This is a genomic window from Janthinobacterium tructae (assembly GCF_006517255.1).
Classification (GTDB): Bacteria; Pseudomonadota; Gammaproteobacteria; order Burkholderiales; family Burkholderiaceae_D; genus Janthinobacterium; species Janthinobacterium tructae.
Map to the genome: position 1 here is coordinate 5,141,658 of NZ_CP041185.1, position 13,003 is coordinate 5,154,660.

Annotated in this window: 11 protein-coding genes; all 11 read left to right on the top strand. The window is 63.5% G+C overall.

The annotated features are described in order from the left end of the window. Positions 1–151: 151 nt before the first annotated feature. From mraZ to murC, 11 genes are read left to right on the top strand one after another with little or no spacing between them, the layout of a single operon-like run. Positions 152–580, top strand: coding sequence for a division/cell wall cluster transcriptional repressor MraZ (gene mraZ / locus FJQ89_RS22625; protein WP_099760606.1), 429 nt, complete (start codon positions 152–154; stop codon positions 578–580). Between the two features lie 9 nt (positions 581–589). After that, positions 590–1,561 carry a 16S rRNA (cytosine(1402)-N(4))-methyltransferase RsmH gene (gene rsmH, locus FJQ89_RS22630; protein WP_141171790.1) on the top strand — a complete coding sequence of 324 codons (972 nt, stop codon included), beginning with the start codon at positions 590–592 and terminating at the stop codon, positions 1,559–1,561. Beyond that, positions 1,558–1,827: a cell division protein FtsL gene (ftsL, locus tag FJQ89_RS22635; RefSeq protein WP_034748894.1), complete on the top strand. Its 270-nt coding sequence runs from the start codon at positions 1,558–1,560 to the stop codon at positions 1,825–1,827. The genes rsmH and ftsL overlap by 4 nt, the downstream gene beginning before the upstream one ends. Further along, positions 1,827–3,605, top strand: a complete 1,779-nt coding sequence (locus FJQ89_RS22640) for a peptidoglycan D,D-transpeptidase FtsI family protein (protein ID WP_141171791.1) — start codon at positions 1,827–1,829, stop codon at positions 3,603–3,605. Before ftsL ends, FJQ89_RS22640 begins: the two co-directional genes overlap by 1 nt. Positions 3,606–3,613: 8 nt before the next feature. Beyond that, complete coding sequence (locus FJQ89_RS22645) at positions 3,614–5,122, top strand: UDP-N-acetylmuramoyl-L-alanyl-D-glutamate--2,6-diaminopimelate ligase (RefSeq protein ID WP_141171792.1); 1,509 nt, start codon at positions 3,614–3,616, stop codon at positions 5,120–5,122. Further along, positions 5,122–6,552: a UDP-N-acetylmuramoyl-tripeptide--D-alanyl-D-alanine ligase gene (locus FJQ89_RS22650; RefSeq protein ID WP_141171793.1), complete on the top strand. Its 1,431-nt coding sequence runs from the start codon at positions 5,122–5,124 to the stop codon at positions 6,550–6,552. The genes FJQ89_RS22645 and FJQ89_RS22650 overlap by 1 nt, the downstream gene beginning before the upstream one ends. 2 nt (positions 6,553–6,554) lie before the next feature. Continuing rightward, on the top strand, positions 6,555–7,730 hold the full coding sequence (gene mraY / locus FJQ89_RS22655) for a phospho-N-acetylmuramoyl-pentapeptide-transferase (protein WP_071079386.1): 1,176 nt from the start codon (positions 6,555–6,557) through the stop codon (positions 7,728–7,730). After that, positions 7,730–9,286 (top strand): UDP-N-acetylmuramoyl-L-alanine--D-glutamate ligase, encoded by a 1,557-nt coding sequence (gene murD / locus FJQ89_RS22660; RefSeq protein WP_141171794.1) that lies wholly within the window; start codon positions 7,730–7,732, stop codon positions 9,284–9,286. The genes mraY and murD overlap by 1 nt, the downstream gene beginning before the upstream one ends. Then, positions 9,286–10,497 carry a putative lipid II flippase FtsW gene (gene ftsW, locus FJQ89_RS22665; RefSeq protein WP_141171795.1) on the top strand — a complete coding sequence of 404 codons (1,212 nt, stop codon included), beginning with the start codon at positions 9,286–9,288 and terminating at the stop codon, positions 10,495–10,497. The genes murD and ftsW overlap by 1 nt, the downstream gene beginning before the upstream one ends. Continuing rightward, positions 10,494–11,588, top strand: a complete 1,095-nt coding sequence (gene murG / locus FJQ89_RS22670) for an undecaprenyldiphospho-muramoylpentapeptide beta-N-acetylglucosaminyltransferase (protein WP_141171796.1) — start codon at positions 10,494–10,496, stop codon at positions 11,586–11,588. Before ftsW ends, murG begins: the two co-directional genes overlap by 4 nt. A gap of 10 nt (positions 11,589–11,598) precedes the next feature. Beyond that, positions 11,599–13,002 carry a UDP-N-acetylmuramate--L-alanine ligase gene (gene murC / locus FJQ89_RS22675; RefSeq protein ID WP_141171797.1) on the top strand — a complete coding sequence of 468 codons (1,404 nt, stop codon included), beginning with the start codon at positions 11,599–11,601 and terminating at the stop codon, positions 13,000–13,002. Position 13,003: the final 1 nt, after the last annotated feature.

Genomic DNA, 13,003 nt, shown 5'->3' on the forward strand with positions numbered 1-13,003 from the left:
AATTCCTGTTTTGCCAATCGGAAACCGCTTGACCACTATCTTTGCTTACTCTAAAGTGGGCAACTGTGTGAAAAAGTGTGTTTTTGTGGGAAATTTCCCCTTTTCATCATGATGCGCAAGCGTCGCAACCCAAGCTCAAAAAAGGTCTTCCGTGTTTCAAGGCGCGTCCGCAATCAATCTCGATGCCAAAGGCAGGATGTCTATCCCTGCCAAGCACCGTGACGCGCTGGCGATTCAATGCGAAGGCCGTCTGACCCTGACCAAGCACCCCGATGGCTGCCTGCTGTTTTTCCCCCGTCCCGTGTGGGAAAACCACCGCCAGCAAATCGCCGCCTGGCCCATGTCGGCGCGCGCCTGGCAGCGCATCTTCCTCGGCAACGCCGTCGACGTCGAGCTGGACTCGGCCGGCCGCGTGCTGATCTCGCCTGAATTGCGCAACGCCGTGGGGCTGTCGCGCGAAGTCATGATGATCGGCATGGGCAGCCACTTTGAAATATGGGATGCCGCCAAGTTGGCCGACAAAGAACAGCAGGCGATCGATGCCGGCACCCCCGATGTACTTTCCAATTTTTCTTTCTAAGGCTCCGTAATGACACAACTCACGGTGCCGGAATTTCAGCATCGCACGGTGCTGCTCGATGAAGCGGTCGATGCGCTCGACCTGACGGGCGACCGCGCACACGGCGTTTACGTCGATGGCACGTTTGGCCGCGGCGGCCATAGTCGATTGATTTTGTCGCGCCTGGCGCTTGACGCGCGCCTGATCGGCTTCGACAAGGATTTGCAAGCCATCGCCACGGCCGAACAGATCGGTGACCCCCGCTTTGAAATTGTCCATGACAGCTTTGCCACCATGACGGCCAGCCTGGCCGAACGTGGCGTGCAGCAGGTGGACGGCATCTTGCTCGACCTGGGCATCTCGTCGCCGCAGGTCGACGATGCGGCGCGCGGTTTCAGCTTCCGCAACGACGGACCGCTGGACATGCGCATGGATACGACGCGCGGCATCTCCGCGGCCGAATGGCTGGCGGTGGAAACCGAGCAGAATTTAGAGAAAGTGATACGCGATTATGGGGAAGAACGGTTTGCTTTTCAGATTGCAAAGGCGATTGTTGCTGGCCGGGCAGTCCAGCCAATTTCAAGCACACGACAGCTTGCCGGCATCGTGGCAGGCGCCGTCAAGACCCGCGAGAAGGGTAAGGACCCCGCTACCCGCACCTTTCAGGCAATCCGCATTTTCATTAACAAAGAGCTCGAGGATCTCGAGATCGGGCTGAATCAGGCGTATGCCTGCCTGGCGCCCGGCGCGCGCATGGCCGTGATCAGTTTTCATTCGCTGGAAGACCGCATGGTCAAGCGCTTCTTCGCCTCGAAGGCGAACGTGGAGCAGCCTGACCGCCGCCTGCCGATCCGCGCGGTCGACTTGCCGCAGCCGGAAATGAAGCTGATATTGAAGATGAAGCCGTCCGATGCCGAGATCGAGGGGAATCCCCGTTCGCGTTCGGCCGTGATGCGCGTGGCGCAGCGTTTGCCCATTCCCGTTAGTGGCGGCGTCCGATGACTGGCAAGCTGTGTGTCGTGCTGTCGGCCCTGCTGGTGTGCTGCGGCCTGTCGCTGGTGAACGCGCAGTACCAGTCGCGCCACCTGCTGATCGACCTGGAGCGCGCGCAAGCGCTGTCGCGCCAGCTCGACATCGACTGGGCACAACTGCAGCTGGATCAGTCCACTTTGGGCAAGCATGAACGCATTGAATCGATCGCACGGCGCGACCTGAGCATGACGCCGTTGACGGCGGCGCGTACGCAATACCTGACGGAGGGCGAGTAATGAAGTTGGGCGGTAATAGCAACGGCCGGGTGGCGGCATCGAAAGGCGTGCCATTCTCGAAGAACCCTGTACTGGCAGTGCGTCTGCCCGTCTGGCGTTCGCGCGTCGTGCTGTTCCTGCTGTTCTTCGCTTTCGCCGGCCTGGGCGCGCGCGCGCTGTGGCTGCAGGGCGTGTCGACGCAGTTTTTGCAAAAGCAGGGCAAGGCCCGCTACGAGCGCACGCTGGAACTGCCGGCCACGCGCGGCAAGATCACCGACCGCAACGGCCAGGTGCTCGCTTCATCCGTGCCCGTGAAAGCCATCTGGGCCATTCCCGACGACGTGCTGCAGGCGTCGCCCGAGAAAATCAACGCGCTGGCCGGCCTGCTGGAAATGAATGTCAATGAATTGCGCAAGAAGCTCGACTCGGACCGTAGCTTCGTTTACCTGAAACGCCAGGTCGAGATGGACGTGGCCGACAAGATCTCCAAGCTGGGCATCGACGGCATCGACGAGCGCAAGGAATACAAGCGCTTTTATCCACAGGGCGAAGTGATGACCCACGTGGTGGGCTTTACCAACGTGGAAGACGTGGGCCAGGAAAGCATGGAACTGGCGCAGCAGAAAACCCTCGTCGGCACCACCGGCAGCCGCCGCGTGATCAAGGACCGCCTGGGCCACATCGTCGAAGATATCGGCTTCATCCACGAACCGCATGACGGCAAGGACCTGACCCTGTCCGTCGACAGCAAGATCCAGTACATCGCCTTCACGCAGCTGAAGGAAGCGGTGGAAAAATTCAATGCCAAGGCAGGCGGCGCGGTGGTGCTCGACGTGCACACGGGCGAAGTGCTGGCCCTGGCCAACTACCCCAGCTACGACCCGAACGACCGCCGCAAGCTCACCGGGCAGCAGCTGCGCAACCGCGTCATGACCGATACCTTTGAACCCGGTTCGACCCTGAAACCGATCACCGTCTCGCTGGCGCTCGATACGGGCCGCGTCAAGCCGAGCACCCTGATCGACACGGGTCCGGGCCGCTACACCATCGCCGACCGCACCATTACCGATACCAAGCCCCACGGCGTGATCAGTGTTTCCGAAATCATCGAGATGTCGTCGAACATCGGTACCTCGAAAATCGCGCTGGGCATGCCGTCGCAGGAAATGTGGGAAATGTTTACCAAGGTGGGCTTCGGCCAGCAGCCGAAATGGGGCTTCCCCGGCGCCGTGGCCGGCCGCGTGCGTCCATATAAATCGTGGCGCCCGGTGGAACAGGCCACCATGAGCTACGGTAACGGCATTTCCGTCTCGCTGATCCAGCTGGCGCGCTCCTACATGATGTTCGCCCGCGATGGCGACACGATCCCCCTGTCATTCCAGAAGGTCAATGAGCTGCCCGTGGGCCAGCAGGTGATCAAGCCGAAGACGGCCGCCGATATGCGTGCCATGCTGGAACTGGTGGTCTCAGGCGCGCACGGCTCGGCCAAGCGCGCCCAGGTCGCCGGCTACCGCGTGGGCGGCAAGACGGGTACCGCCTATAAAGTGGAAAACGGCCGCTATGCGATGCCGCGCAAATACATCGGCTCTTTCGTGGGCATGGTGCCGATGTCGGCGCCGCGCTTCATCATTGCCGTGATGATCGATGAACCGACCGGCCCCGCCCACTATGGTGGCCAGGTTGCCGCTCCCGCTTTCGCGGCGATTGCGACCAACGCGCTGCGCGCGATGAACGTACCGCCCGATTCCTCCGTTACCGAAATCGTGGTCCCGGCCAATGCCGGCCCGGAGGCCATGTGAAGTCACTCATGACCATACAAGACATCAGTTTGTGGATCAAAGCGGCTGCCCCGTCCGGGCAGCTGACGTCCGATTCGCGCCGCGTGCAGCGCGGCGACGTGTTTTTCGCCTATGCGGGCGCCATGCATTTCATCGCCGCCGCCATCGAGCAGGGCGCCGCCGCCATCGTGCATGATGCCGTCGAATGGAACGCCGCATGGAGCGTGCCGCACCTGCTGGTCAGCGACCTGAAACGCCTGGCCGGTCCTGTGGCGCATGCTTTTTACGGCATGCCCGACAGCGCCATGTTCAGCGCCGGCGTGACGGGCACGAATGGCAAGACATCCTGCGCGCTGTGGCTGGCGCAGGCATTGGCGCGCCTCGGTGAAACGTCTTCCGTGATCGGCACGCTGGGCGTGGGCCTGTGCAAGCCGCGCGGCGCCATCGAATTCGACGTCACTGGCTACACCACTCCCGACGCCGTGCTGCTGGCGCGTAAACTCGCCGCCATGCGCGATGCCGGCGCCAGGGCCGTCGCCATCGAAGTGTCGTCGATCGGCCTGGACCAGGAACGCGCGGCCGGCATGCATTTTGATGTCGCCATGTTCACCAATCTGACGCGCGACCACCTCGACTACCATGGCGACATGGCGGCCTACGAGGCGGCCAAGGTCAAGCTGTTCGACTGGCCCGGCCTGAAAACGGCCGTCATCAACCTCGATGACCCCATGGGGCTGCGCCTGGCGCGCCACGTGGATGGCAAGCTGTCCGGCGAATATCCCGTCATCGGCTACACCTTGCAGGATGCGGCCAGCCAGCCTGACTTGCCGGGTGTGCTGATGCTGCGCGCCAGCCAGTTCCGCAGCCGCCATGCCGGTACCGACTTCCACCTGGAATGCGCGCTGGGCGTGGCGCTGGTCAAGACGCAACTGGTGGGTCACTTCAATATCAGCAACGCGCTGGCGGTGCTGGGCGCCTTGCTGGCGCATGGCACCGGCCTGCGCGCCGCCATCGACGGCATCGAATCGCTGCAGCCTGCCCCAGGCCGCATGCAACAGGTGGGTGGCCAGGAAGCGCCGATGGTCGTCATCGATTACGCGCATACGCCGGACGCGCTGGAAAAAACCCTGGCCGCCTTGCGCCAGGTGGCGCAGGAGCGTGGCGGCCAGCTGTGGTGCGTGTTCGGCTGTGGCGGCGACCGCGATCCGGGCAAGCGTCCGCAGATGGGCGCCATCGCGCAGTTGGCCGATCATGTTGTGGTCACCAGCGACAATCCGCGCAGCGAAGACCCGCACGCCATCATCGCGCAAATCGTCGCCGGCATGCGTGCAGACGGCCCGCAGCCACAGGCCATCGAAGACCGCGCCGCCGCCATCCTGTCGGCCATCAAGCATGCCGCCAAGCCGGACGTGATCTTGCTGGCGGGCAAAGGCCATGAGCCGTACCAGGAAATCAAGGGCAAGAAACTGCCGTTCTCCGATACCGACCATGCGCAACTGGCCCTGTCGGCGCGCCTGACCATGATGAGGACGAACTGATGCGCGGCACCCTGACAGAGTTGATGCCGTCACTGGACGGCGCGCAGCTGGCGGGCGACGCAGCGTTTGACGGCGTGTCCACCGACAGCCGCAGCGCCCAGGCCGGCTCGCTCTTCGTCGCCTTGCGCGGCGAGAGTTTCGACGCCCACGACTTCCTCGACCAGGTGGCCGCGCGCGGCGTCGCCGCCGTGCTGGTCGAGCGCCTGCCCGCAGGCTGGGACAGCGGCAAGGTCCCGGCCATCGTGGTCGCCGATACCCTGGTGGCGCTGGGACGCATTGCCCATCACTGGCGCCGCCGGTTCAATTTGCCCGTCATCGGCGTCACCGGCAGCAATGGCAAGACCACCGTCAAGGAGATGATTTCGTCCATCCTGGCGGCGGCCTTTGGCGAAGAAGCGCGCCTGGCCACGCGCGGCAACCTGAATAATGAAATCGGCGTGCCATTGACCCTGTTCCGCCTGAGCGAGCAGCACCAGGCGGCCGTGATCGAGATGGGCATGAACCATCCGGGCGAAATCGCGCGCCTGGCGGCAATCGCCGCGCCGACGCTGGCAATGGTCAACAACGCGCAGCGCGAGCACCAGGAATTCATGCATACAGTGGAGGCAGTGGCGCGCGAGAACGGCGCGGCGCTGGCGGCATTGGCCGACGACGGCGTGGCCGTCTTCCCGCACGGCGATGAATTCACGCCCGTGTGGCGCGAGCTGGCCGGCGCGCGCGCCGTCATCACCTTCGGCCTGTCGAAGGACGCTGACGTGAGCTGCACGCACCGCGCGGCCGAGGATTTTGGCAGCGACATGTTCGTCAGCGTGCGCGCGCAGGACGGCAGCTTGCGCCAGTTCTTTGTCGGCTTGCAGGCGGCGGGCGACCATAATGTGCGCAATGCGCTGGCGGCCGTGGCATGCGCTGTTGGCGCGGGCATCGCCATCGAACATATCAAGCAGGGCCTGGAGGCGTTCGCGCCAGTGAATGGCCGTCTGCAGAAAAAACGTGCCGCCAACGGCGCCACCATCATCGACGACACGTATAACGCCAATCCGGATTCGGCGCGCGCGGCCATCGATGTGCTGGCGCAGGCTGCGGCACCACGCATCCTGGTGCTGGGCGAGATGGGCGAAGTCGGCACGCAGGGGCAGCAGTTCCACGAAGAGATCGGCGCCTACGCCGCCATCAAAGGCATCGAATACGTGCTGGCGACGGGCGGCCTGGCGCGCCATCTGGTGAATGCGGCGCAGGCTGCCGCCAGCCAGGAATCGGGCACGGTCGTGGAGTATTTTGAACAGTTCGACGGCTTGCTGGCGGCGCTCGATGCGCATTTGTCCGGCCGTTCGGATGCAACAGTATTAATCAAGGGCTCCCGCTTCATGAAAATGGAACGGGCCGTGCAGCATTTGATTGGTTCAAACAACAATAACAAGGAAGCTCACTAATCATGCTGCTCTGGCTCGCTCATTATTTCCAGGACGACATTGGCCCATTGCGGGTCTTTAACTTCATCACGTTCCGCGCCGTCTTTGCCACGCTGACGGCGATTTTGATCGGCCTGTGCGCCGGTCCCGCCGTGATCCGCATGCTCACGCGCATGAAGGTCGGCCAGGCCGTGCGCACGGACGGCCCGCAGACGCATCTGAAAAAACACGGCACGCCGACCATGGGCGGCGTGCTGATCCTGATCGCCATCGGCATTTCCACCCTGCTGTGGGCCGACCTGTCGAACCGCTTCATCTGGCCGGTCCTGATCGTCACGCTGGGCTTTGGCGCCGTCGGCTGGGCCGACGATTACCGCAAGGTGGTGCACCAGGACCCGGAAGGCATGCGCTCGCGCGAAAAATACTTCTGGCAGTCGTTGATCGGCATCGTCGCCGCGTTTTACCTGGCGTTTTCTGTCTCCGTGTCGGAACCCGACGCGGGTCACGTGTGGAATCTGATCTACGCCTGGGTGCAGTCCGGCTTCGCCATGGACCTGCCGCCGAAAGCCGACCTGATCGTCCCGTTCTTCAAGACCATCAGCTATCCGCTGGGCGTGTGGGGCTTCATCGCGCTGACCTACTGCGTCATCGTCGGTACCAGCAATGCCGTCAACTTTACGGACGGCCTGGATGGCCTGGCCATCATGCCGACCGTGATGGTGGGCACGGCCCTGGGCCTGTTCGCCTACCTGACGGGTAACGCCACGTATGCGCGCTACCTGTTCATTCCGCACATTCCAGGCGCCGGCGAACTGGTGATCTTCTGCGGCGCGCTGGCCGGTTCCGGCCTAGCCTTCCTCTGGTATAACACGCACCCTGCGAAAGTGTTCATGGGCGACGTGGGCGCACTGGCCCTGGGCGGCGCGCTGGGCACCGTGGCCGTCATCGTGCGCCAGGAAATCGTCCTGTTCATCATGGGCGGCATCTTCGTCGTCGAAACGCTGTCCGTGATTATCCAGGTCGTCTGGTTCAAGTACACCAAGAAGCGCTATGGTGCTGGCCGCCGCGTTTTCCTGATGGCGCCGTTGCATCACCATTTTGAACAAAAAGGCTGGAAAGAGACGCAGGTTGTCGTGCGTTTCTGGATCATCACCATGATGCTGGTGCTGCTCGGCCTGACCACTTTGAAGCTGCGCTGATGATGTACGACGCTAAAACCGCACTGGTACTGGGCCTCGGGGAGTCGGGTCTGGCCATGGCCCTGTGGCTGGCCCGCAGCGGTGCCTGCGTGCGCGTGGCCGATACAAGGGAAACCCCTGAGCGCCTGGCCGCGCTGCAGGCTGCCGTGCCGCAGGCGCAGTTCATCGCCGGCGCCTTCACGGCCGAGCTGCTCGATGGCGTCGATTTTGTCGCCGTCAGCCCCGGCCTGGCGCCGGGCCGCGAACTGGCGCAGATTGCACCTGCCGCTGCGGAGAAAAATATCCCCGTGTGGGGCGAGATCGAACTGTTCGCGCAGGCCTTGGCCGCGCTCAAGGCGGAACGCGGCTATGCGCCGAAAGTCATCGCCATCACGGGCACCAACGGCAAGACGACGGTCACCAGCCTGGTGGGCTTGCTGTGCGAACGCACCGGTCTGGTCACGCGCGTGGCCGGCAATATCAGCCCGGCGGCGCTGGACGTGCTGCGCGAGGTGCTCGATGCCGAGCCCGCGCCGCTGCCGGTCGATGCCGAAGCTGAAGCGGCGCAATCCGTTGCCAGCACCTTGCCGCAGGCGTGGATACTGGAGTTGTCCAGCTTCCAGCTGCACACGACGTTCAGCCTGCAGGCCGATGCGGCCACGGTTCTGAATCTGTCGCAGGATCACCTGGACTGGCATGGCGACATGGCCTCCTATGCGAGCGACAAGGCACGCATCTTCGGCGAGCAGACCGTGCGCATCCTGAACCGCGACGATGCGTTAGTTATGCACATGGCCGATCCGCTGGCCGCGACGATCACCTTCGGCACGGGCGAGCCGCTTGACGTGGACAGCTTTGGCCTGGTCAATGAACGGGGCATCTTCTGGCTGGCGCAAGCCGTGCCCAGCGAAGAAGTCATCGAGAAAAAACGCAAGAAGAACGATCCGGCACCGGAACCGGTGCCGACGATGGCGAAGAAACTGATGCCGGCCGATGCGCTGAAAATCCGCGGCCAGCACAATGCCTCGAATGCGCTGGCGGCGCTGGCCCTGTGCCGCGCCATCGGCCTGCCGTTCGCACCGCTGCTGCATGGCTTGCGCGAGTATCAGGGCGAGCCGCACCGGGTGGAACTGATCACGGCCGTGGGTGAAGTCGAATACTACGACGACAGCAAGGGCACCAACGTGGGCGCGACAGTGGCTGCGCTGTTCGGCCTGGGCAAGGCGTTTGGCGGTGCGGAGCAGCGCCTGGTGCTGATCGCCGGCGGTGACGGCAAGGGGCAGGACTTCTCGCCGCTGGCTGAACCCGTGTCGCGCTACGTGCGTGCCGTGGTGCTGATCGGCCGCGATGCGCCTGCGCTGCGCGCTGCTCTGGAGCCGGCTGGCGTGGACATCATCGACTGCACCACCTTGCCGGAAGCGGTCAAGCGCGCCAGCAGCCTGGCGCTGGCCGGCGATGCCGTGCTGCTGTCGCCCGCCTGCGCCAGCCTGGACATGTTCAAGAACTATGCGCACCGCGCACAGGTATTTGTCGACGCCGTGCGCGACATCGCGCTGGAAAACGGACAGGATATCTGATGGCCTTCCAACTGCCTTTCAGCTTTGGTTCCGGCTCGGCTGCCAAGCCGCTGGATAGCCGCGCGCGGCAATCGAAGATGATGGACTATGACAAGCCGCTGGTGTGGGTGGTCCTGCTGCTCATGTTGCTGGGTATGGTGATGGTGTACTCGGCGTCGATCTCGCTGTCGGACGCGCGCAAGTTCGCCGCCTACACGAACAATTATTTCGTCGTGCGCCAGGCGCTGTTCATCGGCGTGTCGATCATCGTCGGCGCGCTGGTGTTCCGCATTCCCGTCGCCACCTGGCAAAAGATGGCGCCGTGGCTGTTCATCGGCACCCTGGTGCTGCTGGTGATGGTCTTGATACCTGGCCTGGGTGTGTCGGTTAACGGTGGCCGCCGCTGGCTGAACCTGCCGGGCCTGCGGCCGCAGCCGTCCGAGCTGATGAAGGTGGTGATGGTGCTGTACGCTGCCGACTACACCGTGCGCAAGCAGGAATACATGCACAAGCTGACCAAGGGTTTCATGCCGATGGCGCTGGCCGTCAGCTTCGTCGGCCTGCTGCTGCTGATGGAGCCAGACCTGGGCGCTTTCGGCGTGATCGTCTGCATCGCCATGGGCATCCTGTTCCTGGGTGGCGTCAACGCCATCTGGTTCGGCGGCATCGGCGCCATGCTGACGGCGATCTTCGTCACCATCATCGCTTTGTCGAAATTCCGCCGCGAGCGGTTTTTTGCGTATCTCGATCCTTGGCAGGAAGACAATGCGCTGAACAAGGCTTACCAGCTGACGCACTCGCTGATCGCCTTCGGGCGCGGCGAATTGTTTGGCGTGGGCCTGGGCGGCAGCGTGGAAAAGCTGCACTACCTGCCCGAAGCGCATACGGACTTCTTGCTGGCCGTGATCGGCGAGGAACTGGGCCTGGTGGGTGTGCTGATCGTGATCGGCATGTTTTACTGGATTATCAAGCGCGCGTTCGATATCGGCCGCCAGGCGATCGCCATCGACCAGACCTTCGCGGGACTGACGGCAAAAGGCATCGCCATCTGGATCGGCGTGCAGACCTTCATCAACATGGGCGTGAACCTGGGCCTGCTGCCGACCAAGGGCTTGACTTTGCCCCTGATGAGTTATGGCGGCACGGGCGTACTGATCAACTGTATCGGCCTGGCGATTTTACTGCGCATCGATTACGAAAACCGGATCCTGATGCGCGGAGGCCGGCTATGAATAACGTGACGAACTTGAAAACGACGAAAAGACTGATGATCATGGCGGCCGGCACCGGTGGCCATATTTTTCCTGGGCTGGCGATTGCGCAGACCATGCGCGCGCGCGGCTGGGAAGTGAGCTGGCTGGGCACGACCCATGGCATGGAGCAGGAGCTGGTGCCGAAGCACGGCATTCCCATGGATGCCATTGAATTTTCCGGCATGCGTGGCAAGGGTCTGGCGCATACGGTCAAAGGCGGCTTCAAGATGCTGGCGAGTTTTTTTGCCATCCGCCGTTTCATCGCCAGCCGCAAGCCGGACGTGGTGATGGGCATGGGCGGCTACGTGACCGTGCCGGGCGGCCTGATGGCGCGCCTGAAGGGCGTGCCGCTGGTGCTTGTCAATGCCGATGCGGCGCTGCTGCTGTCGAACAAGACGCTGGTGCCGCTGGCACAAAAGGTTTGCTTCGGTTTTCCCGCTGATTTCGGCAGCGCCGCCGGCAAGGCTGTCGTCACGGGCAATCCCGTGCGCGCCGAGATCCTCGCCATGGCGCCGCCGGCATCCCGCTTTGCGGGCCGCAGCGGGCCGCTGCGCATCCTGGTGGTGGGCGGCAGCCTGGGTGCGAAAGCGCTGAACGACAATCTGCCTGCCGCGCTGGCCCTGATGCCGGAGGGCGAACGTCCGCTGGTGACGCACCAGTCGGGCAAGAAGAATATCGACGCCCTGCATGCCGCGTATGCGCAGGCGGGCGTGCAGGCCAATGTGGTCGACTTCATCGACGACATGGCCAAGGCGTATACCGAGGCCGACCTGGTGATTTGCCGCGCTGGCGCCATCACCCTGTCGGAATTGACGGCGGCCGGCGTGGCGAGCGTGCTCGTGCCGCTGGTGGCGTCGACCACGAGTCACCAGCGCGATAACGCGCAATGGATGGCCAAACAAGGCGCGGCGATTCATCTGCCGCAGACGGAAATGAGTGCGGCGTCGCTGAGCACCCTGCTGGCGTCCTTGACGCGCGATACCTGCCAGCAGATGGCGCAGGCGGCACTGGCAGCAGGCAAGCGCGACGCCAATGAGGCGATCGCACACGTATTGGAAAAACTGGCATGAGGTTAGCTCTGTGAAGCATAAAGTAAACAATATCCACTTTGTCGGCATCGGCGGCAGCGGCATGAGCGGCATCGCCGAAGTGCTGGTCAACCTGGGCTACAAGGTGTCGGGCTCCGACCTGGGCAGCAATGCGGCGACGCAGCGCCTGGCGAGCCTGGGCGCGACTGTCATGCTCGGCCACGCGGCCGAAAATATCGGCGACGCCGATGCGGTCGTGACCTCGGGCGCCGTCCCGCAAGACAATCCGGAAGTGGTGGCAGCGCGTGCGCGCAAGATCCCGCTGGTGCCGCGCGCCGTGATGCTCGGTGAATTGATGCGTTTGAAACGCGGCATCGCCATCGCCGGCACGCATGGCAAGACGACGACGACCAGTCTGGTCGCTTCGGTGCTGGCGCAGGGCGGCCTCGATCCTACTTTTGTGATCGGTGGACGCCTGACCAGTGCCGGCGCGAACGCCAAGCTCGGATCGGGCGACTACCTGGTGGCCGAAGCCGATGAGTCGGACGCCTCGTTCCTGAACCTGGCGCCGATGATCGAAGTGATCACGAATATCGACGCCGATCACATGGACACCTACGAGCACGATTTCGAAAAGCTCAAGCAGGCGTTCGTGCAGTTCACGCACCGTCTGCCTTTCTATGGCCGCGCCATGCTGTGCATCGATGATCCGCACGTACGCGCCATCATCCCGTTCGTGACCAAGCCGGTCACCACCTATGGCTTCGCGCAGGACGCCGAAGTGCGCGCCATCAACGCGCGTGCAGTGGGCCTGGAAATGCATTTCACGGTGCTGCAGGAAGGCTATCCTGATCTCGACGTGGTGTTGAACCAGCCTGGCATGCACAATGTGCAAAATGCCTGCTCGGCGATCGCCATCGCGCGCGAAATCGGCATCGCCGACAGCGCCACCCAGCAAGGACTGGCCGAGTTTTCCGGCGTGGGCCGCCGCTTCACGCGCTATGGCGACGTGGCACTGCCGAACGGCGGCAGCTTTGCGCTGGTCGATGATTTCGGCCACCATCCGGTGGAAACGGAAGTGACCCTGGCCGCTGCGCGCGCCGCCTATCCTGGCCGCCGCCTGGTGCTGGCTTTCCAGCCGCACCGCTACAGCCGCACGCGCGACCTGTTCGAGGATTTCGTCAAGGTGCTCGGTGCACCCGACGTGCTGCTGCTGTCCGAAGTGTATGCGGCAGGCGAAGCGCCCATCGTCGCCGCCGACGGCCGCGCATTGGCGCATGCGCTGCGCGCGCGCGGCAAGATCGAACCGATTTTCGTCGAGTCCATGACGGACATGGCCGACACCATCATGAGCGTGGCGCGCGACGGCGACGTCGTGCTGACCATGGGAGCCGGCTCGATCAGCGGCATCCCGCAACAACTGACAACGTATCAATCTCACACTGCAAAGGCCTGAC

What these genes read in the sequence shown, in the direction of transcription:
- rsmH (WP_141171790.1), top strand. Translation starts at nt 590, where the DNA reads ATGACACAACTCACGGTGCCGGAATTTCAGCATCGCACGGTGCTGCTC.
- ftsL (WP_034748894.1), top strand. Translation starts at nt 1,558, where the DNA reads ATGACTGGCAAGCTGTGTGTCGTGCTGTCGGCCCTGCTGGTGTGCTGC.
- FJQ89_RS22640 (WP_141171791.1), top strand. Translation starts at nt 1,827, where the DNA reads ATGAAGTTGGGCGGTAATAGCAACGGCCGGGTGGCGGCATCGAAAGGC.
- FJQ89_RS22645 (WP_141171792.1), top strand. Translation starts at nt 3,614, where the DNA reads ATGACCATACAAGACATCAGTTTGTGGATCAAAGCGGCTGCCCCGTCC.
- FJQ89_RS22650 (WP_141171793.1), top strand. Translation starts at nt 5,122, where the DNA reads ATGCGCGGCACCCTGACAGAGTTGATGCCGTCACTGGACGGCGCGCAG.
- mraY (WP_071079386.1), top strand. Translation starts at nt 6,555, where the DNA reads ATGCTGCTCTGGCTCGCTCATTATTTCCAGGACGACATTGGCCCATTG.
- murD (WP_141171794.1), top strand. Translation starts at nt 7,730, where the DNA reads ATGATGTACGACGCTAAAACCGCACTGGTACTGGGCCTCGGGGAGTCG.
- ftsW (WP_141171795.1), top strand. Translation starts at nt 9,286, where the DNA reads ATGGCCTTCCAACTGCCTTTCAGCTTTGGTTCCGGCTCGGCTGCCAAG.
- murG (WP_141171796.1), top strand. Translation starts at nt 10,494, where the DNA reads ATGAATAACGTGACGAACTTGAAAACGACGAAAAGACTGATGATCATG.